The following is a 19,418-nucleotide window of genomic DNA, read 5'->3' as shown; positions in this document are numbered from 1 at the left end:
TGCCGGTCAGGTTGCCGCCGTCGTCGACCAGGCCGTGGAAGATGTGGTCGAGGTAGGACAGCGCCGCCTCGACCTCGATCGGCGCGATCGCGACGGCCTGGATCCACCCGACCCACCCTGCCGTGAACCCGGCGATGGAGCCGAACGCCAGCCGCGGGTAGCGGGCCGTGCCGCCGGCCACCGGGTAGGTGGACCCCAGCTCGGCGTGGACGAGGGCGAGCAGGATGACGATGACCCCGGCGAGCACCCAGGACAGGATCGAGGCCCCGCCCGCCGACTTGGCTGCGGTGAGCGCACCGAGCAGCCAGCCCGACCCGATGATCGAGCCGAGCGAGATGAACATCAGCGCGCTGAACCCGACGGTCCGGCGCAGCCCGGTGCCCGTGGTCAGGACGGGCGGTTCGGCGGTGGTCGACATGGGTCTCCCCGATCGCGGCGACGGCAGGGCGGCGGGCGCGTCCTTCGGACCCGGGCGCACTCGATCAGCGGCATGGTGCGCACCACTCGCCCTGTCCGCGACTCGGACTTCCGGCCGAAAAGCGATCATCGACGCAGAGCGGTGCACAACTCCGGAAGAATCCGACACCCCGTAACCAGACCGTCACGTTCGGAATCCACAGCGACGCCTCGGCCCACCGTGTGAGTGCATCGCGGTGACCCGATCACCACCGTCCGTCAGACCGCGAGCGGAGGACCCTCGCCCTCGTCGGCGCGGATCTGGGCCTCCACCTGGGCCCGCAACTGGCCCAGCGTGCGGGTCAGCAGACGCGAGACGTGCATCTGCGAGATGCACAGCACCGCCGCGATCTCGGCCTGCGTCTTCTCCTGGACGAACCGCAGCGCCAGCATCGTCCGCTCCCGCGGGGGCAGGCTCGCCACCAGCGAGTTGACCAGGGAGCGCACCTCGACGCGGTCGAACTCCGGGTCGACGGTGCCGAGGACGTTGGCCAACGAGGAGTCGTCCCCCTCGCCGAGGGTCTCGTCGAGCGAGGCCGGGTGGTACGACCCGTGGGCGGCCACCGCCTCGGCCACCTCGTCGCGCCCGAGCCCGAGGTGCTCGGCGATCTCGGGCACGGTCGGGGCGCGTCCCAGGCGCTGCGAGAGCATCGAGGTCGCGCCGCCGACGGCGAGATAGCGGTCCTTGATGCTGCGCGGCGTCCGGACCGACCAGGCGGAGTCGCGGAAGTAGCGCCGGACCTCTCCCATGATCGTCGGGACCGCGTACGACAGGAAGTCCCGCTCCCGGCCGGGATCGAACCGGTCGACGGCGTGCATCAGCCCGACGGTCGCGACCTGCTCGAGATCCTCGGTCGGTTCGCCTCGCCGCGCGAAGCGGCGGGCGATGTTGCGCGCCACGGGCAGGTAGGACACCACGAGCTGGTCGCGCAGTTCGCTCCGGCGCGGATCGTCCTGGGCGCAGGCGGCGTGCTCGACGAAGACCGGGACGAGCGCCGCGAAGTCGCCGCCCACGGCGTCGTCGCCACCGGAGTCCGCGTGCGTCATGTGCCGTCCCCGCCACCGCACCCGGGCATGCCGGGCAACGGACGTCGCGAGCGATGTCGTCGCGGCTGCGGGCTGAACCGGAGGACTGGAGCGGGCCGAGATTGTCAGCCCGGCTCCCCGGGGCGCAAGCGCACCGATCAGGCGCCGCGTCCGACCACCCCTCCGGGGCGGACCTCGCACACCAGATCCAGCAGCGCGGCGTCCACGACGTCGTGGTGGGTCTGCGTCACCGCGTGCGCGGCGTGCTCGACCTCCACGAGGCGCGCCGAGGGGCCGATCGCCTCGGTGATCCGCCGCCCGTGGGCCGCCGGCGTGAGACGGTCCTCGCCCGCCGTGACCACGACGACGGGGACCCGGGCGAGCACCGGGAGGGCGCCGGACTCGTCGTGGGAGAGCAGCGACGCCCCGAACGCCTGTCCCACCGGCAGCGGCAGCCCCTCGGTGTGCCACTGCGCGTCCCGGACCTCCGCGTCGGTCGCCTCGGCGGTGAACAGCAGCCGGCGTACCGCCCACCGACCGAACCAGGAGTCGCGCCACGGGAGCACGTCGGCGAGCGGGGCGGCCATGCGGGCACCGCCCAGCAGGGCGGGGAGGACCCCGAGCCGGCGGGCGGCGTCGTGGGCGAGCCCGATCGGGCCCTGGCGCACGAGGTCCCCGGCGGAGGTGGTGACGAGGAACGCCCCCACCACCCGGGTGCCGAACCACTCCGGTCGCTGCCGGGCCAGCGCCAGGATGCTCATGCCGCCCATCGAGTGCCCGACGAGCACGACGGGGGAGGACGGGGCGACGGCGTCGAGGACCGCGCCCAGGTCGCGCCCGGTCTGGTCGATGGTGGCGTGGGACGGCTCGCCCCAGCCGGAGCGGCCGTGGCCGCGCTGGTCCCAGGTGACGATCCGGGCGTGCCCGTCGAGCGCCGCGATCTGGGGGTCCCAGAACCGCGAGTCGGCGGTGAAGCCGTGGCAGAACACGACGGTCGGGCCGCGCGTGCCGCGGATCGTGACGTCGAGGGGGACGCCGTCGTCGCCGACGACGCCGGGTACCGGGCGATCTCGCCCGCCGCCGTGGAGGGTCGTGCTCGAGGCGGTGTCCATCACAGACCTCCGATGCCCGTCAGGGGGGAGCTCACGGCTCACCGGGGTACCGGGACGGGCATCCGGTCGGGCCACCACGGGCCAGGTCCGCTCCCCCTCGTCGGGGAGCGGGGCGGGGAGCCGCACGCGAGGTTCGCGTGGTCGGGGGGAGCGGACCGGCCGGGGGGACGACCGGTCCGCTCGACGCTCCGGGCGCCCGGGGGGAGGGGGCCCGGGAGCGTCCCGCCGGACGAGCCGGCGGCGCAGTCGATGCTACTCACCGGGAACCTGTGACCGGCGCCGCGTCGGAGCCTGCGACGCGGGTCTCGAACCGCCCTGATCGGTTGGTCGGGCCGGGGGTCAGCGCTCCACCGCAAGCACCACACGGGACGGGTGCGCGGCGTCGTGGAGGACCTCCCGCTCCCGGGGGACGAGGAGGTCCGCCTCGCCCAGCGCGGCGCTCGTGCCGGGATGGCGGGCGAAGCGCGGGTGGGCGCCGCCGGAGACCTGCACGCGCAGGCGGTGGCCCGCGGCGAAACGGTGCCCGACCGGCCACATCTCGATCTCGACCGCGACGCTGCCGTCGGCCGAGGGACCCGGGGCGGTCGGGGTGAGGCGCCGTATCCCGTCGGTCACGTTGACCGAGCGACCGGACCCGTCGACGTCGCAGACCCGGACGAACACGTCGAGGTGCTCGACCTCGGCGCGGACGTGGATCGTCGCGCGGACCGGGCCGAGCGCGACCAGGTCCTCGTCGAGGACCGGCCCGGTGAACACGACGACGTCGTCGCGGGCCTCGAGCGCTGCCTGCTCCCGCGGACCGGAGCGACCCGTGAGGATCGGGCCGCCGACCGCGGGTGTCGGGTCGTGGGGGTCGTAGGTGATCCGCGTGCCCGCCCAGTGCGCCCCGCCACTGCTCGGGGCGGTGGGGGGTTCGTCACCGAGCCCGTGGTCGGTCCGCAGGTAGAGGGCCCGCTCGGTGACGTGGGCCGGCGGCCAGTCCGGCAGGCGGCGCTCACCTCCGCCGCCGGAGAGCTCGAGGTGCACCGGGAGCTCCTCCTCGGGACCGGTGACGCCGTCGAGCGTGCGGTCGAACAGCGCGAGCGCGTCGCGGATCCCGGCGGCCATCCCCGCGGGAGTGGTGTGGACCCACGGGCCGATCCGCAGCACGGGACGGGCACCTGCGGCTCGCAGCGCCGCGTGGTCGGCGAGCTGCCAGGGCAGGAAGATGTCCTGCCAGCCGCCGGTCATGCTCACCGCCACCCCGTTGCGGGCGACCTCGGCGACCCGGGCGGCATAGGAGCGCTTGGCCCAGTACGCGGAGTCGGGGGCCTGTTCGCGCAGCCAGTCCTGGAAGAAGTCGATCGCCCGTCCCGACGCGACGGTGTCGGCGCCCGCGAGCGGGACGGCGGCGAAGCCCGCCTCGACCCGGTGACGGACCCGCTCGGCGAGCTGCGCCGCGATCCCCCGGCGCTGCATCATCGCCGCCCAGGAGAGCCCGTTGTCGAGCGAGAACGTGCCGCCGGGATAGGTCTGGTCCCGGAACTGCGACGCGGTGACGATGGTCCCCATCGCCCGCAGCGCCGGTCCCGCGTCCGGGGCGAGGGCCCACTGCGTGATGCCGAGGTAGCTCGGCCCGAGGGTGACCACGCGCCCGTCGCACCAGGGCTGCGCGGTCAGCCAGCGCACCGTCGCGACGCCGTCGTCGGCCTCGTCGAACGGCGACAGCTCGCCCTCCGAGTCCCGGGTGCCGCGCACCGACTGCACGACGACCTGGTGCCCCCGCTCCGCGACGATCCGGCCGAAGACGGCGCCGATCCAGCCGGCCCGGCCGTACGGGCTGCGCACCAGCACGACCGGCCCGCGCGAGATGCCCACCGGGACGTACCGGTCGTGGCGCAGCGCCACCCCGTCGGGCATGGGGACCGCCACGTCCCGGACGACGCGGACGCGGGGGGTGCGCGGCGAGGGCAGGCCGATGCCCCGGCGCAGCAGCCGGGTGACGGGACTCATCGGTCCATGATGACGGGAACCTCCCGCCGCGGCGGAGCGCGGCCGCTGTTCACCCCGTGTTCGCCGGGGCCCGGTCGCACACGTTTTCCGGCCGGGTGACGCTGCGGTCCGTGACGCGCACTCCCCGTGGCCAGGCCCCCGACGTCGGTGTGCCCGCCGACCTCGCCGAGCACATGACCGTCGCCGAGCAGCACGAGTGGGTCCGGGGCTTCCTGCGCCGCCACCCGGTGAGCAGGCGCACCGCCCTGAAGCAGGGGTCCGGGGTCGTCGCCGCCCTCGGGCTCGCGTCCGCGCCGTGGACGCTCGCCGCCTGCGCGCAGGCCGCGGCGGCCCCGGTCTCGGTGGTCGGGCGGCACCTGGCGTTCGGGGACGACCCGATGCGCTCGATGGCCATCGCGGGCGAGCTGACCGCGCCCCCGCCGTCCGGGGCGACGGTCGTCGACCTCGGGCAGGGCGGCACGTTCGGCGTGCAGATCCCCGTCGAGGTGCGCCACCTGGTCTCCCAGGTCCCCCAGGCCGACGGCTCGATCCGTGGGAGCGACCAGTACTTCGTGCACGCCCTCGCGAACGGCCTCCAGCCGGGAACCAGCTACTCCTACCGCTTCCGGATGCCCGACGGGACGACCACCGCGACCGCCACGTTCACCACCGCCCCGAGGACCGCGGCCGCCCCGTGGAGCTTCACCGCGTTCGCCGACCAGGGCGTCGACACCGTGCCGCCGAGCGGCCTCGGCGGGTTCACCAACCAGACCTACAAGCCCGACGACACCCGGCGGTCGATGACGCCGTCGACGTCGATGGTCGAGCGCATCGCGGGGACCCGCCCCGCGTTCCACCTGCTCGCGGGCGACATCTGCTACGCCGACCCGTCGGGTGAGGGGAAGCCCGTACGGAGCACCGGGACCTCGAAGTCGCCCACCGGGTTCGACAGCTTCGACCCGACGGTGTGGACGACGTACTTCGGGCTGATCGAGCGCAGTGCCGCGACGACGCCGTGGATGTTCGCGACCGGCAACCACGACATGGAAGCGCTCTACGACGACAACACCGCGCACGGCGCGCGCCACGGCTACGGCGGGCACGCGGCCCGGCTCGACCTGCCGCGCACCGGACCCGGCGCCTGTCCGAGCGTCTACTCGATGCGCTACGGCAACGTCGGGGTGATCAGCGTCGACGCCAACGACCTCTCGACGGAGATCCCGACGAACGCCGGCTACTCCGGTGGCACCCAGACGGCGTGGCTGCGCCGGACCCTCGGCGAGATGCGCGCCGATCCGGCGGTCGACTTCGTCGTCGCGTTCTTCCACCACTGCGCGTTCGCGACGTCGAGCACGCACGCCTCCGACGCCGGGGTCCGGGCCGCGGTCGCGCCGTTGTTCGACGAGTTCTCGGTGGACCTCGCCCTGCAGGGCCACAACCACCAGTACGAGCGCTCGAACCCGATCCGCCGCGGCCGCTCCGCCGCCCAGGCCCCGGACGGGGCGACGGTGCGTCCGGAGACCGACGGCACGACCTACGTCTGCGTGGGCTCCGGGGGGCGGCCCCGCTACAGCTGGCAGCCGAACGAGACCGACCGCTACCGGGGCAGCACCGCTCCGGACAGCGGGGTGGACGTGGTGAGCTACCAGGCGGTCGGCGAGGTGGCCAAGATCCCCGACGCCGTCGACTGGTCGCAGGCCCGCTACCTCGACTACGCCTTCGTGACGGTGGACGTCGTCCCCCCGCCCGGCCCGGGGCAGGCGACGACGATGACGCTGCGGGCGATCACCGACGCCGGCCGGGAGATCGACCGGGTCGTGCTGGAGCGCCGCGGGCGCTGACGAGCGCGCACCCGTGCAAGATCAGGAGCACCGAGCGCATCCTGAACGGCGTTCCCGGGTGCGTGGTGTGCCCGTCGTCGAAGGGCGCCCATCGCCGTCGACGATCCCGTTCGGCACTCTCCGTCGTCATACGCGGAGGACCTGCGACGCGGCGCACGGTGGCCGGTGCCACCTCCGGGTCGCCCACCGCCGGAGCACCCGGAAGGATGCACTGGTGTCCCGGCCCCACCGCGTCCTCGAGCTCCTCGCGTCCCGGCTCGCGGACGGCTCGGGCCCGGCCGACCGCGCCGACCCGTATCGGCTCGCCCTCGCCGTCGAGGGCGGCGGCAGCCGGGCGACCTACTCGTCCGGGATGGTGCTCGGCCTCGAGCGGCTGGGGCTGACCCGCTGCTTCGACGCCGTGTACGGCGCGTCCGCCGGAGCGCTGGCCGGGAGCTGGCTCGTGGGCGGGCAGACCGAGAAGTGCTGCGCCGGCTGGTGGGAGCCCGGGCTCATGGCGCGGGTGACGAAACCGGCCCGGGGCCTGCGTGGCCGCCCGGTCGTCGATGTCGAGTACCTCATCGAGACCGTCGGCGAGGAGATCGTCCCGGTCGACTGGCAGGCGATCGTCGACTCCGAGGTGCCGCTGCACCCGGTGGCCACCGACGTCGACTCCGGCCAGGCCTTCGACCTCCACGGCACGATCAGCGACCCCGCCACGCTGAAGCGGGCGCTGCGGGCGTCCGCGAACGTGCCGATCCTCGCCGGGCTGCCGATCGAGATCCACGGCCGCAGGCTGGTCGACGCCGCGGTGGCCGAGCCCTTGCCCTTCCACACCGCCCTGGACCAGGGCGCCACGCACGTGCTCATGCTGCGCACCCGCCGGGCCGACCAGGAGGCGATCGACGCCACGCGTCTGGAGAAGGCGCTCGTCACCCGGCTCGGGCAGGCACGCGTGCCCGGGCTCGTGCACGTCCTCGGCAACCGGCTGGAGAATCGCCGGGCCGACGACGAGTGGCTGGCGGGCGCGAGCGCGGACGGCACCGGCGACCGGCCCCCGCACCTGCTGGAGATCCGCCCCCCGGAGGGCTCCGGGACGATCAACCCGCTCGAGACCGACCCCGACGTCCTCCGCGAGGGCGTCGAGATCGGGTGCGTCGCGCTACGGGTGCTGGTGGAGCCTGCCCTGGGATAGCGGCAGGCCGGCCACGATCCGGGCGGCGTCCGTCCCCGCCTGCCGGACCCGCGCCTGCGGGGTTCCTCCGTCCAGCCGGACCACCGGATCCGGCACCAGGGCGTGACGGACGACGACGGCGCCGTCGGGCCCGATCCCGACTCCGACCTCGAGCCGCGACTCGCCCGCCGCGTGCCGTCCGGCACCGTCCGCGTCGGTGGGTGGACCACCGAGGATCGCGGTGGGGATGCCCTGCTCCTCGGCGCCCGCGCACACCTCGCGCAGCACGCCGGGCGGCGCGTCGTCGTGGACCGTGACGAGGACCGCGGGCGGCAGGGTGGGGTCGGCCGGGTCGGAGACCACTGGGACGCGGATCTCGGGTCCGCCGGAGCCGGACACCCCCGAGAGCCTGCTGGTCACGACGCCGCCTGCCGTCGGGCCGACGCCGGGGTGGGCCCGGCCGACGTCCCGGCGTGGGCGTCCACCAGACCGGCGGCCACGGCGTTGCGCGGGCCCTCGGTGCCGTGGACGTTGCCGATGCCGCACACCACGCCGTGCGGCGCCAGCGCGTCGGCCACCATCCCCGGGATCTCGAAGTCCAGCGCCGAACCCCCGAGCAGCACCACCGAGCCGAGCAGTCGCAGCGACCCCTGCGGGGCCACCTGGACGAGCGCCCGGAGCGCGTTCACCACGAACACCCGGCGCTTGGCCTCGCGGCGCACCCGCCGGACCTCCTCCAGCGGACCGCGTACCGGCACCGGCGCGAGCCCCTCGGGCGTCACGGTGACGACCTTCGCGAAGACGGCAGGCGACAGCGGTTCGGGGAAGAACTGGACCGTGCCGTCCTCGTGGCGGACGTGGAAGAAGCTCTCGACCTTCGCCAGCGGGTGGCGCTTCACCGACTCCGCGGCGTCCCGGTCCTCCAGGCCCAGCTCGGAGTCGACGAGCTTGGTGACCAGCTCGCCCGCACCGGCGACGTGCACCGCCGAGACCGCGCCGTCCCGGTCGAGCAGGGCCGCGTCGGTCGAGCCGCCGCCCATGTCGATGATCGCGATCGGCACCGACGAGCCGGGGGTGGTGAGCGCGCCGCGCACCGCGACCTCGCCCTCCACCCCGCCGATGAGCGTCTCGCAGTCGAGCTCGGCGGAGATCGCGTCCGCCACCGCCTCCATGCGGCTGCGGCTGGTGCGCACCATCGCCGCGAGCGCGACCGCGTTCTCCCGCGAGACCTCACCGGCCAGGCCGCCGCGCACCACAGCCGGGACCACGGTGTCGACGGCGAGGACGTCTCGGATACGGATCTCCGAGGCGGGTTGACCCGTCACGTCGGTCATCGTGTCCCGGACGTTCGCGAGCATGCCCCCGACGTGGGTCCCCGCCTCGCCGTGCACGTCGCTCAGCGGCGCGACCCGGCCGATCGCCTCCATGATCGCCTCGGCGCCCCCGCCGACGCCGACGTCCAGAGATCGTCCGGAGCCGGACAGTGTCAGCGTCCCGACGGGGATCCGCCGGTCGGTCACGTCACCCGCGGGGGTCCGCACGACCACGGCCGACCGGTTGCCCGACAGCGCCCGGGCCACCGGGGAGACCTGCCGGGTCTGCTCGGCGTCGAGGTCGAACGTCGAGGCCAGCCCGTAGGAATCCGACAGCGTGCGGATGGTCCGCCCGGGCGGCGCCACCTCCACCGCCGCGAGCATGCCCAGCGGGACCTTCTCCACGGCCGACACCTCGTCGACCACCGGGATGCGGTGGCGCAGGCGGTTCACGACGAGGACCGCGTCGTCGCCGTGCATCACCGCCGCGACCACGTCGACGCCGCGCTCCACGGCCCGGTTCAGCAGGTGCGCGACGTCGTCGAAGTCCGCGCCCGCACCCACCACGGCGACGACCGGGACCCCGGGCTCGACGTCGGCGACCTCGGGCAGGGCCACGGTCGTCCCGACGCCGAGGCCGTCGCCGCCCGGGGTGTCGGGGTTGTGCCCGATCATCGTGGACTCGGTGATGATCGTCTCGGTGATCGTCTCCATCGCGAGCCCGCTGATGACCGGTGTGGCCTCGTTGAGCAGCACGGTCGCGAGCGCCGCAGAGGGCCGCCCGGCGGCCTCGAGGGCACGCCGGACGGCCGTGACGGCCCCGGCGGTGTTCGCCGGGGTGCCCTTCACCCCCGTCGTCCGGGTGAGCGAGGAGGCCAGCCGCCGCACCTGACCCGTCGTCACCTCGGCGATGCACGCCTCGGTCGTGGAGTTGCCGATGTCGACGCCGATGACGAGGGACACTCGCCGGCCTTCCTTCCGAGGTGCGCTCCGCGCTCGTGAGCACTTTCCGGGGCTATAGCACCGGAAAGTGCTCACAAGGCGAAGCCACCTAATCGACCCGGGTGATGATCGGCTCGACCTCGACCGCGGCGCGGGCGTGGTCGATGCACTCGAACTCCTTGAGGTGCAGCAGCGCGGCCTTGGCCTGCCACCGCGGGCGCGCCATCTGGTCGTTGCGTGTGGGCACCGGCCGGGGCGACTGGCCCTGCGCGTACTGCGCGGCGTTCGCCCCGATCATCCGGAAGACCTCGGCGTCGAGCAACGGCGCCTGTGGGAAGAGCTCCAGGTTCGACAGCCGGGCCAGGTCGCGCTGGTGGAGCACCGTGGTGCCCCGCGACAGCACCCCCACCGAGATGCCCGAGCCGGAGAGCTTGGCGCCGTAGTGCGCGATCGCCGCCAGGTCGGCCGTCCTGTAGACCTTGATCACGCGCGCCACGCCCCCGCGCTCCTCGATGCCCGCCAGGAGCTGGCGGATCACCTCGGCGTGCGGCACCTCGACGATCGTCTTGGTGAACGGGTCCCCGAACGCCGGGGAGAGCGCGATGACGACCTCCTCGGGCCGGGTGCCGCGCTCGGCGGGCCCGATCTCGCGGAGCGTCAGGGTGCGGACCGACTCCACTGCGGCGGTCATACGACCTCCTCCTCGGGGTTCGCGGCGGAGGTGACGTGGCGGAGCTTCTTGAGCTCCTCCCACCGCTCGCCGGACAGGCGGTAACCGGTGCCGGGGCCGGCGTAGTCGTTGGCGTCGTTGATCGCCGCCAGCGGGACGAAGTCGGCGGTCAGCACGGCGGCGGTCTGCAGCAGGTCGCCGGAGACGCGCTGCCGGAGGACCCGGAGGTAGTTCTCGGCGACGTCACCGAAGCCGGTGCGCTCGAGGACCTTCACCAGGTCCAGCCCGGTGACCCCCCGCTCCATCACGCTGCGGGCGCCCTCGAGGTCGGCGAGGACGTCCCGGTCCGGGTAGTCGTCGCTGGAGTCGGCGTAGGTGGCCGCCTCGATCTCCTCGTCGGTGATCGCGGGGAGGTCGAGCTCGGCGAACACCGCCTGCATCGCGCGGGCGGCCTTGTTGCGGACCTGCAGGATCACGTCCTCACGGACGTGGCGCAGGCCGCCGTCGACCTGCATGTCGCGCTGGATGACGTTCCAGTCGTCGTAGTCGTCGGTCTCCAGGTTCGACCCGGCGAACATGTTGTCCTTGTTCGGCACCGCGGAGTACCCGGAGCAGACGAAGTCGGTGCCCGGGAGCATCTGCGGCAGCAGCCGGGCGGTGCGGCGCATCGGCGAGTGCGAGAACGACTGGTCGTTGCCCGAGGCGCACTCGAGGTCCATCCAGCTCGCGATGAGGTTCTCCGCCGCCACGGCCCGGATGCCGCCGGGGACCGCGCCGGGGACGCCGATGCAGCTGATCGAGCCGTTCTGCAGGCCCTGCACCCCGGCGCCCTTGGCCATGAGGATGCAGCGGATCTCCAGGTACAGCATGGAGCGACCCTCGGCGTTGCCCATCTGCACCTCGGAGCCGGTGCCCGAGGTGAAGCGCATCTTGATGCCGCGGGAGGCGTAGGCCGAGGCCAGGAACGCCTTCGACCAGGGGGTGTCGTCGCCGTCGACGAACACCGACTCGGTTCCGTAGATCGAGATCGTCTCGGCGTAGGCAGTGATGCCGCGCATCCCGAGGTCGAGCTCCGTGGCCTCCTCCAGCGCGCACTGGGTGAGCGTGCCGCCCCGGCCGACCTGGCCACCGACCTGCAGGCCGATCGCCACCAGCGGGGCGTAGCGCACGACGCCGAGGGTGGTCTCCAGCTCGGCGAACCCGCGCACGGCGCCCTCGGCGGCGTCGGCCGCGACCTGGATCGGGTTGTCCTTCGCGCTCGTCGAGTGCGCCTGGTTCGCCGGGGTGCGCCGCGACCGGGTCTTCTGGATGCCCATCATGATCTCGACGACGTTCATCAGCTTGACGACGTCGAGGATCTTCGCCGGGGTCAGACCACGACCGAGGGCGACGACGTCGGCGCGCGAGGTCCGCGGGTCGACGAGCATCCGGGCGATCTCGATCGACGGGATCGCGAGGGCCGCCTCGCAGGCGTCGACGTCGATCGCGTGGTCGGCGATGAAGGTGTCCATGAAGTCGAACTGCTCGCGCGTCCGGCCGTCGAGCTCGACGATCCGGCCGCCCTCGACGCGCACCGAGGGCTGCGGGTCGAAGTCGGACTCCATCGCGACGAGGCCCTTCTCGGGCCATTCCTCGACGAAGCCGTCCAGGTTGACCGGGCGGGCCTCGAGGATCTCGGTGCGCTTGGACGTCTTGACCGCGGCGTCCGGGCGGGGGGCTACAGCGGTCACGTCAGGCCTCTTTCAGGGGCGAGCGGAGCGACGGGGGGATCATTCCGCGAGCAGGTTGCGGTCGGCGTAGACCTGCGCGGCCTCGCGGACGAGCGCGGCGCACGTGGTGGCCGAGTAGGTGCCCTCGAGGCGGGAGGCGATCTCCTCGAGCTGGGCGGCGGAGGAGGCGTTGGGGCGCAGCGCGTTGTACATCGCCAGCACCTCCGCGTCGGGGATCGAGGTCATCTCCGCCGCGCGGCGACAGTTCTCGCCGAGCTGGCGGCGGCCGACCGACTCCGCGATCCGCCCCTGGAGCACGAGCGTGTCGGGGGTGACGCGCAGGTCCTCGTCGGTGATCTCACCCGCGACGACGGCGGCCATCGTGATGTCGGTGATCGACTTCCCGGTGGGGGTGCGCAGCAGGTCCGTGCGATTGATCGAGAGCGGGTAGTCCGCGGGGGTCAGTTCCACGGTCATCGGGACGCCTCCTTCGGCGACGAGGACGGGGTGCCGGGCTGGTCGGGCACGACGACGTCGGCCGGGGTGGCGGGGTGGCGCGGGTCGACGTTGGCCCCCGCCTCCGCGGACTCCGGGGTCGGCGCGGGCACGGGGGTGTCGAGCGCCGCCGGCACCTCGAGGCGCTCGACGATCAGGACGTAGAGTCCGCCGCCGATGAGCGCGCCGATGCACGGCGCGACGATCGGCAGCCACCAGTACTGGACGCCCGTCGGCGTCACCCACGCGGACTGGTAGCCGGTGAGCCACTGGGCGAGGCGCGGACCGAAGTCGCGGGCGGGGTTGATGGCGTACCCGGCGTTGGTGCCCCACGCGAAGCCGATGCCGAGCAGCAGCAGGCCGACCATGAACGGGAGCAGCATCGACGCCGCGCCCTGCAGGGTCGCGAGCAGCGCGAACAGGACGAAGACCAGCAGCGCGGTGCCGACGATCTGGTCGAAGAACGCCGTGGTGACGCCGTGGTTGGGCAGCGTCGAGAAGATCGTCTGCGACGCCGAGGTCAGCCCGGGGTCCACGGCGACGATCCCCGAGTTGTAGACCGCCCGCGTGATCAGCGCGGCGACGAAGGCGCCCGCCGTCTGGGCCAGCGCGTACGGCAGCACGTTGCGCCACGGGAGCTTGCGGTAGACCGCCATCGCGAGCGTGACCGCGGGGTTGAGGTGACCGGCGCCGAGGCGGCCGGCCACGTAGATCCCCATGATCAGGCCGGCGACCCAGCCCCAGGTCAGCGTGCTCCAGTCGCCCGCCTTGCCTTCGCTGACGACGTACTGCGCGACGGCCGCGGTACCGAACAGGATGAGGATGAACGTCCCGACGAACTCGCCGATCAGTTCTCGTGTGAGGGGGGAGGTGCGGGACACGGTGGCTCCTATCGGCGGCGGTGCCGGCGGGTCAGGCGGGGACGGGGGTGCTGATCGCGGCGACCGCGGCGGTGGCCACCGCGACGTCCTGCTCGGCGGAGCCGGCGCTCACCCCGACGGCGCCGACGAGGCGGCCGTCGCGGAACACCGGGATGCCGCCGCCGAAGACGACCATTCCGCCCGCGGTCTGCTCGAGCCCGTAGAGCTCGGCGCCGGGCTGGACCAGCGGCATGAGGGCCGCGGTCGGGGCCTCCATGAGGATCGACGTGGTCGCCTTGCGCTGGGCGATGTCGATGCTCGCCCGGATGGCGCCGTCCTGGCGGGCGAAGGCGAGCAGGTGACCGCCGTCGTCGACCACGGCGATGTTCATCGGCTGGCCGATCACGTCGGCCTCGGCGAGCCCGGCGTCGAGCGCGATACGGGCGTCGGCCAGGGTCAGGCCCGGCATGGAAACCTCCACGGGAACGGGGGATCGCCACGGCGGTGACACTTCGTCGCGTGGCCGGCCGGGCAGCCGCCCGACGGGGCACGACGCTAGGAGCGCGCGCCCTCTCCCGACCACGGGGAGTGTTCCCACTTCGCCCCGTGGGGGTTTTCCCGTAGCCCGGGCAGCCCCGCCCCGGATGGGCCCGACGGCCGCCGTCGGCGACCGGACCTACCGGCCGAGGACGGCGGTGCGGGTCGCGTTCAGGTGTTCGGTCAGACGGCGGTGCGCCTCGTCGGGGGCCTGGGGATCGAGCGCGTCGAGGATCGCCTCGTGCTGGGCGAGGATCGCCTGGGCCCGGTCCGGCCCGCGGCCCATCATCGAGCCGAGGTTCATCCGCAGCTGGCGGTCCCGCAGCGAGCCGTACAGCTCGACGAGGATCGGGTTGTGGGCGCTCTCCACGAGCACGGTGTGGAACCGGCGGTCGCCCTCGGCGAACCCGGTCTCGTCGTCGGCCGCGAAGGCGGCGCGCTGCACGGCGAGCTCCTCGCGCAGCCGGACGACGACGGTGTCGCGCTCGGCCTGCGGGGCGGCGCACAGCTTGGCCAGGGCGTGGCCCTCGACGAGCTCGCGGGCCTCGAGCACGGACTCCACCTCGGTCGGCGAGACCGCGACGACGAGGGCGCCGCGCTTCGGGAACAACCGGAGCAGCCCCTCGGCCTCCAGCCGGAGGAACGCCTCGCGCACCGGGGTGCGGCTCATCGCCAGCACCTCGGCCACCTGGCCCTCGCTGATGAGGTCGCCACCGGGGAGCGTGCCGTCGAGGATGCCGGCCTTCGTGTGCCGGTACGCCCGTTCCTTGGCCGACAGTCCCGCGCCCACCACGTCCCCACCCTTGCCGAGCCCGACGCGGTGACCCTACTCTCACCGCATTGATGCATCTTGTATGCATGCGCCATCGGGGGCCAGGAGGACGCACGTGAGCTCGACGACGCCGTCATGCGTCCGCACCGGAGCACCGCGGGGCAGTGCTGCGCCCGCCGGTCCCGACACCCTGCTCGCCCGGGTCGTCGCGCGGCTGCGCGAGCTCACCGGTGCCGACGCGGGCTGGGTGGTGCGCGTGGACGAGGCCGCCGGGACCTGGGCCCTCGACGCGGCCGACGGTCCCGGCCTCCCGCCCGGCGGCGTGGTGGCCGAGGTCGTCCGCACCGGCGGCGCCGCGGTCGTCGCCGGCGCCCCGGGGACCCGGTCGGTCCTCGCCGTCCCGGTGCACCGGGGTCCCCGCCTGGTCGGCGTCTGCGTGGTCGCCTCGGCGGCGCCGCGCGTCGCCTTCGCCGCGCCCGATCGCGGGCTGGCCGAACTGGTCGCCGAGTACGCCGCCCTCGCGCTCGCCGACCACGGGTCACTCTCGGGGCGGGGGCTCGTCGAGGCCCTCCGCCAGGAGCTGGCCTGGGTCGAGGGGGCCGGCGTCCGCGCCGACCTCGTCGCCGTCGGCCAGCCGGCGCTGGACGGGCCGGTCGCCGACGAGGTGTTCCGGGTGGTCCAGGAGGCGCTGGCCAACGTGGTCGCGCACGCCGGCGCCCGCCACGTGCAGGTCGGCGTGCTCCCCGGCCCCGGCACCCTGACGGTGCTCGTCGAGGACGACGGCCGCGGCTTCGACGCGGCCGCCCACGGCGGGCTGCACGTGGCGGCCTCCGGCTCCCGGCAGGGGCTGGCGGCGATGGCGGCGCGCGCCCGGCGCCTCGACGGTGAGCTGGAGATCGACAGCGCGCCGGAGTGCGGCACCGTCCTGCGCCTCACCGTGCCCTGCGGGCCCGAGCCCGCCGTCCCCGGCCGTACCCGCCCGTCGGTGCTCGTGGCCGCCGCCCGCCCGGTGGTGCGCGCGGGTGTCGTGCGTCTGCTCCAGCTCGGCGCCCCGGAGCTCGGCATGGTCTCGGAGGTCGACGGGCCCGAGGACCTCGCGGCGACCTGCCGGCTGCTCGGGCCCGACGTGCTCGTCGTCGAGCCCGACGTCCTCGCTCCCGACGGCGACCTCGCGGGCGCCCTGGATCGGGTCGCGGCCCTCCCTGCGCCGCCCGCCGTCGTGCTGCTGGCGCCGTCGTGCCCCGGCGACCGGCTGCGCACCGCCGTCACGGCGGGGGTCAAGGGCTGCGTGGGGCCCGACGCCGGCGACCGGCTGGTGGCCGTGGTCGCCGCCGCCGGGCGGGGCGAGACGGCCTTCGCCGCCGATCAGCTCGGCCTGCTCGCCGCGGCGCCCGTCCGCGCCCGCGGGGTGACCGAGCGCGAGCGCGAGGTCCGCGGGCTCGTCGCGCAGGGGCTCACCGACCGCCAGATCGCGTCCTCGCTGCGCATCTCGGCGAAGACCGTCGAGAAGCACGTCGGGTCGCTGCTGCGCAAGACCGGCGCCCGCAACCGCACGATGCTCGTGGCCCTGCACGGCCTGTGAACGGCCGTGGTCCCACGACCACCGCCGTTCACAGCGGCGAGAACCCCCTGGCGATCCCGACGGCCGCGGACAGCCCGCTCACCGGGGTGAAGCGGTCCGAGGCCTCGTTGAGCGCGGCCCACTCGTCGCCGCCGAGCACGATCTCGGCCGCCGCGCAGTTGCTCTCGAGCTGGGCCACCGAGGACGCCCCGGGGATGGCGCACACCTCGGGCCGGTGGATCGTCCAGGCGAGCGCGATCTGTGAGGGCGTCGCGTCGTGGGCGTCGGCGATCCCGCGCAGGGTGTCGATCAGGGGCCGCGCCCGGCGCAGCGACTCGGGCAGGAAGAGCGGGTTGAGCGAGCGGACCCGGTTGGCGGGCCGGTGCTCGGCGTCGAACTTGCCCGAGAGCAGGCCCTGCGCGAGCGGGCTGTAGGCGATGACCGCGCGGCCGGCCTCGGCCGCGTACGGCAGCAGCTCCGCCTCGGGCTCGCGGGCGACGAGGCTGTACTGCACCTGGTTCGAGATCACCCGCGAGCCCAGGGCGCTCTCGGCCTCCTGCCACCGGTCGAGCGAGTAGTTCGAGACGCCGACCTCGTCCACCACGCCCGCGGCCTGCAGCGTGCGCATGCCCGGCATGGTCCGGCGGTCGCCGACCACCGGGTTGGGCTGGTGGACCTGGTAGAGGTCGAGCGTGCGGCGGATCCGGCCGGAACTGGCCACACCGCGCTGCTCGACGACCGGGCCGATCGGCAGCACCGGAAGGATCTTCGAGGCGACCACGGTGGTCTCCGGGTCGGCGTCGGCGTCGTCGAGGGCGTCGCCGAGGATGCGCTCGCTGCGCCCGAAGCCGTAGACCTCGGCGGTGTCGAACAGGGTGATCCCGAGCTCGAGGGCGCGCGCCACGATCCGCGCGGCCTCGGAGTCGGGGCCCGAGGCGTAGTCGCCGCCGTAGCCCCACTCGGCGGACCCGAACTGCCAGGTGCCGAGACCGATGGCCGACCAGCGCTTCGCGGTCGGGAGCTCGAGGTAACGCATGCCTCCTTGCTACCGGATCCTGCCCGGTCCACGCCGCGCGGCCCCGGAACCTCGATCATCGTTCCGTCACCCGTTCCGCTGAACGGGCGACAAGATTCGTGACGCTTCCCGGGACCGGGCAGTTGACCTGATGTCATCGCACGGCAGTCGGTTCCGCTGCTCCCGACGGCTGACCACGGCGACTCCGCCGTCGACGCCACGAGGTGCAGTAGCCCGTCTCCGCCGTCAACTGAATCGGCTCCGCCGCCCCTGTCACGGGCGACGGTTCGGGTCCGCGGGCCCGGTCACCGGTGCTCCCAGGTCACCGGTGGCCGGGCCCGTGGCATGTCCGCGAGAAGATCGACGTGTCCGCCGCGGGACCCGGTGGGCACCCGGGCCCGTGCCCGAGACCACTGCCGACGGTCGCTGGATCGTCGTCGACGGCCGCCGCTGGCGCGCGACCGATCCGGCCATCCCGGAAGATGACGCGTCCCGGCTGCGGCGCTGGCTCATGGCCGCCCGGCGCGACGTCGGGTCGGCCACGCGAGCAGGCGACCGCGACACCGAACGACGGGCGCGCGAGCGCGTCCACGCGGCGAAGACCGCGCTCGGCGAGCGCGGACCGCGGTGGTGGGAGCAGTCCGAGGACGAGCGCCGCACGCGGTGGTCGCACGGACTGGATCGGGCCGGGTCCGAGGGCTACTGAGCCCGGACCCGTCGCGGCGGTACCGAACCGCCGTCGCCCCCGTCAGACCTGGAGGACATCCGTGACCACGCCCCCCGTCCAGCATGACCCGAACCCGAACGACCCGAACCCGGCCCGCTCGAGCGCGACCCTCGCCGCCTTCACCGGGCAGGTGCAGCGCCGGATCGGGCTGGAGACCGAGAACGAGGCCGAGATCCTCACCCGCGCCACGTTGAACGAGCTCGGGAAGGCGATCAGCTCCGGCCTCGCGGAGGACCTCACGGTCAGCCTCCCGCCGGAGCTCTCCGCCGAGCTGCGGGCCCAGCGACACTCCGACAACCAGGCCCGCGCCGTCGGCAAGGCGGCGTTCGTCGACGCGGTCAGCGGCCCGGTGCACTCGGTGGACGCCGAGAAGGTCGAGCACCAGGTGGAGCAGGTGCTGCGGCTGCTGCGCGAGTGGCTGCCCGAGGACCAGGTCGACCGCACCCTCGAGCAGCTGCCCGGCGAGCTGGCCGGGCTGATGCGCTAGGACCGACGCGCCGGAGCCCGGCCCGTCAGGGCTTCTTCTGCTTCGTGGGCCCGGGGTGGTCCGTCGGCCCCGGGACCTGCGTCGGCGGGTCCGGGTCCTGCGTCTTCGTCGGCTCGGTGGGCTTCGTCGGCCTGGTCGGCTGCGTCTGCGGCGGGTCCTGTTTCGGCGGGTCCTGCTTCGGCGGGTCCTGGACCGGCGGCGCCGGGGGCGCGACGACCGGTGGTGGCGCGGGCGCGACCGACGCGGGCGGCGGCACGGCCGCATCGGTCGTGCGCACCTGCCGCGAGGTCCCCGACCGGGTCGTGGCCTCGGTCGAGGTCGGGCTCTCGCCGGTCGGCGTGGCGTCGCCGGTCGCCTCGTCGGACGAGGACGGCGGTCCGAGGGCGGGGAGCAGCGGCTGGTCGGGTACCAAGGCGCCCGCCGACGCGGGGAGCGTCGCCACCCCCGCCATCGCCGCGAGGCTGGTCACCGGCGCGACCCCGGTGGCCACGACGAGGCCGAGCGCCGCGGTCGCGGCGACGACGAATCCCAGCAGCGAGTGCGCGGCGCCGGGCACGCCGGGGCGCCGATGCGGAGTACGGACCTCCGGATCGATCAGCGAGGTCTCCGGCTCGGGCGCCGACGACCCCGGCGCAGGCGACTGCGGCATCACGTGGGACGTAACGACGTCACCCGTTCAGGGGTGACGCACTTGGGTGGGACGACCACGTACGGTGATCACAGATCTCGTTCCTGTCGCACGGTGTGATCAATCCGCTGTGTGGCGCCGGA

General features: G+C 74.2%; 19 protein-coding genes. 5 read left to right on the top strand and 14 right to left on the bottom strand.

Going from position 1 to position 19,418, the window contains the following annotated elements; genetic code table 11:
* From VGI02_RS09040 to VGI02_RS09025, 4 genes are all read right to left on the bottom strand, one after another.
* A partial coding sequence (locus VGI02_RS09040; RefSeq protein ID WP_331626996.1) for an amino acid permease occupies positions 1 to 418 on the bottom strand: 418 nt, incomplete at its 3' end.
* A 257-nt stretch (positions 419 to 675) separates the two neighbouring features.
* Positions 676 to 1,503: a SigB/SigF/SigG family RNA polymerase sigma factor gene (locus VGI02_RS09035; protein ID WP_331626995.1), complete on the bottom strand. Its 828-nt coding sequence runs from the start codon at positions 1,501 to 1,503 to the stop codon at positions 676 to 678.
* 137 nt (positions 1,504 to 1,640) lie between these two features.
* Positions 1,641 to 2,594: an alpha/beta fold hydrolase gene (locus VGI02_RS09030; protein WP_331626994.1), complete on the bottom strand. Its 954-nt coding sequence runs from the start codon at positions 2,592 to 2,594 to the stop codon at positions 1,641 to 1,643.
* A 339-nt stretch (positions 2,595 to 2,933) separates the two neighbouring features.
* Positions 2,934 to 4,586 (bottom strand): CocE/NonD family hydrolase, encoded by a 1,653-nt coding sequence (locus VGI02_RS09025; RefSeq protein WP_331626993.1) that lies wholly within the window; start codon positions 4,584 to 4,586, stop codon positions 2,934 to 2,936.
* A gap of 110 nt (positions 4,587 to 4,696) precedes the next feature.
* Here VGI02_RS09025 and VGI02_RS09020 point away from each other — a divergent pair, with 110 nt between their 5' ends.
* Both VGI02_RS09020 and VGI02_RS09015 read left to right on the top strand, forming a co-directional pair.
* Entirely contained in the window at positions 4,697 to 6,406 is a 1,710-nt protein-coding gene (locus tag VGI02_RS09020) for a metallophosphoesterase (RefSeq protein ID WP_331626992.1), read from the top strand.
* A gap of 214 nt (positions 6,407 to 6,620) precedes the next feature.
* Positions 6,621 to 7,580, top strand: coding sequence for a patatin-like phospholipase family protein (locus VGI02_RS09015; RefSeq protein WP_331626991.1), 960 nt, complete (start codon positions 6,621 to 6,623; stop codon positions 7,578 to 7,580).
* Here the strand turns inward: VGI02_RS09015 and VGI02_RS09010 are convergent.
* The 8 genes from VGI02_RS09010 to VGI02_RS08975 form a co-directional block, all read right to left on the bottom strand.
* On the bottom strand, positions 7,548 to 7,979 hold the full coding sequence (locus VGI02_RS09010) for a glycerol dehydratase reactivase beta/small subunit family protein (protein WP_331626990.1): 432 nt from the start codon (positions 7,977 to 7,979) through the stop codon (positions 7,548 to 7,550). The two genes, VGI02_RS09015 and VGI02_RS09010, sit on opposite strands and share 33 nt — an antisense overlap.
* Complete coding sequence (locus VGI02_RS09005; RefSeq protein ID WP_331626989.1) at positions 7,976 to 9,835, bottom strand: diol dehydratase reactivase subunit alpha; 1,860 nt, start codon at positions 9,833 to 9,835, stop codon at positions 7,976 to 7,978. Before VGI02_RS09005 ends, VGI02_RS09010 begins: the two co-directional genes overlap by 4 nt.
* An 88-nt stretch (positions 9,836 to 9,923) precedes the next feature.
* On the bottom strand, positions 9,924 to 10,505 hold the full coding sequence (locus VGI02_RS09000) for a propanediol/glycerol family dehydratase medium subunit (protein ID WP_331626988.1): 582 nt from the start codon (positions 10,503 to 10,505) through the stop codon (positions 9,924 to 9,926).
* Positions 10,502 to 12,214 (bottom strand): propanediol/glycerol family dehydratase large subunit, encoded by a 1,713-nt coding sequence (locus VGI02_RS08995; RefSeq protein ID WP_331626987.1) that lies wholly within the window; start codon positions 12,212 to 12,214, stop codon positions 10,502 to 10,504. Before VGI02_RS08995 ends, VGI02_RS09000 begins: the two co-directional genes overlap by 4 nt.
* Positions 12,215 to 12,253: 39 nt before the next feature.
* Positions 12,254 to 12,670, bottom strand: a complete 417-nt coding sequence (locus VGI02_RS08990) for a diol dehydratase small subunit (RefSeq protein ID WP_331626986.1) — start codon at positions 12,668 to 12,670, stop codon at positions 12,254 to 12,256.
* A complete protein-coding gene (locus tag VGI02_RS08985; protein WP_331626985.1) occupies positions 12,667 to 13,569 on the bottom strand; it encodes an MIP/aquaporin family protein in 903 nt (300 codons plus the stop codon). Before VGI02_RS08985 ends, VGI02_RS08990 begins: the two co-directional genes overlap by 4 nt.
* Positions 13,570 to 13,600: 31 nt before the next feature.
* Entirely contained in the window at positions 13,601 to 14,017 is a 417-nt protein-coding gene (locus VGI02_RS08980; RefSeq protein WP_331626984.1) for a GlcG/HbpS family heme-binding protein, read from the bottom strand.
* Between the two features lie 207 nt (positions 14,018 to 14,224).
* Positions 14,225 to 14,878 carry a GntR family transcriptional regulator gene (locus VGI02_RS08975; protein ID WP_331626983.1) on the bottom strand — a complete coding sequence of 218 codons (654 nt, stop codon included), beginning with the start codon at positions 14,876 to 14,878 and terminating at the stop codon, positions 14,225 to 14,227.
* A 94-nt stretch (positions 14,879 to 14,972) separates the two neighbouring features.
* Between VGI02_RS08975 and VGI02_RS08970 the strand changes: the two genes are divergently transcribed.
* Positions 14,973 to 16,439: a LuxR C-terminal-related transcriptional regulator gene (locus tag VGI02_RS08970; RefSeq protein WP_331626982.1), complete on the top strand. Its 1,467-nt coding sequence runs from the start codon at positions 14,973 to 14,975 to the stop codon at positions 16,437 to 16,439.
* 28 nt (positions 16,440 to 16,467) lie between these two features.
* Here the strand turns inward: VGI02_RS08970 and VGI02_RS08965 are convergent, their stop codons facing one another.
* Positions 16,468 to 17,454: an aldo/keto reductase gene (locus VGI02_RS08965; RefSeq protein ID WP_331626981.1), complete on the bottom strand. Its 987-nt coding sequence runs from the start codon at positions 17,452 to 17,454 to the stop codon at positions 16,468 to 16,470.
* 379 nt (positions 17,455 to 17,833) lie between these two features.
* On the opposite strand from VGI02_RS08965, the gene VGI02_RS08960 reads away from it, so the two are divergent.
* Together VGI02_RS08960 and VGI02_RS08955 are read left to right on the top strand one after the other, a co-directional pair.
* Entirely contained in the window at positions 17,834 to 18,139 is a 306-nt protein-coding gene (locus tag VGI02_RS08960; protein WP_331626980.1) for a hypothetical protein, read from the top strand.
* A gap of 61 nt (positions 18,140 to 18,200) precedes the next feature.
* Positions 18,201 to 18,647 (top strand): DUF2267 domain-containing protein, encoded by a 447-nt coding sequence (locus VGI02_RS08955; RefSeq protein WP_331626979.1) that lies wholly within the window; start codon positions 18,201 to 18,203, stop codon positions 18,645 to 18,647.
* Positions 18,648 to 18,672: 25 nt separating this feature from the next.
* Here VGI02_RS08955 and VGI02_RS08950 read toward each other — a convergent pair whose 3' ends face one another.
* Positions 18,673 to 19,296, bottom strand: a complete 624-nt coding sequence (locus tag VGI02_RS08950; RefSeq protein WP_331626978.1) for a hypothetical protein — start codon at positions 19,294 to 19,296, stop codon at positions 18,673 to 18,675.
* Positions 19,297 to 19,418: the final 122 nt, after the last annotated feature.

It is taken from the genome of Actinomycetospora sp., assembly GCF_036497245.1.
Classification (GTDB): Bacteria; Actinomycetota; Actinomycetes; order Mycobacteriales; family Pseudonocardiaceae; genus Actinomycetospora.
The sequence above is the reverse complement of the archived record's forward strand: the minus strand, read 5'-3'. Positions and strand labels throughout refer to the sequence as shown.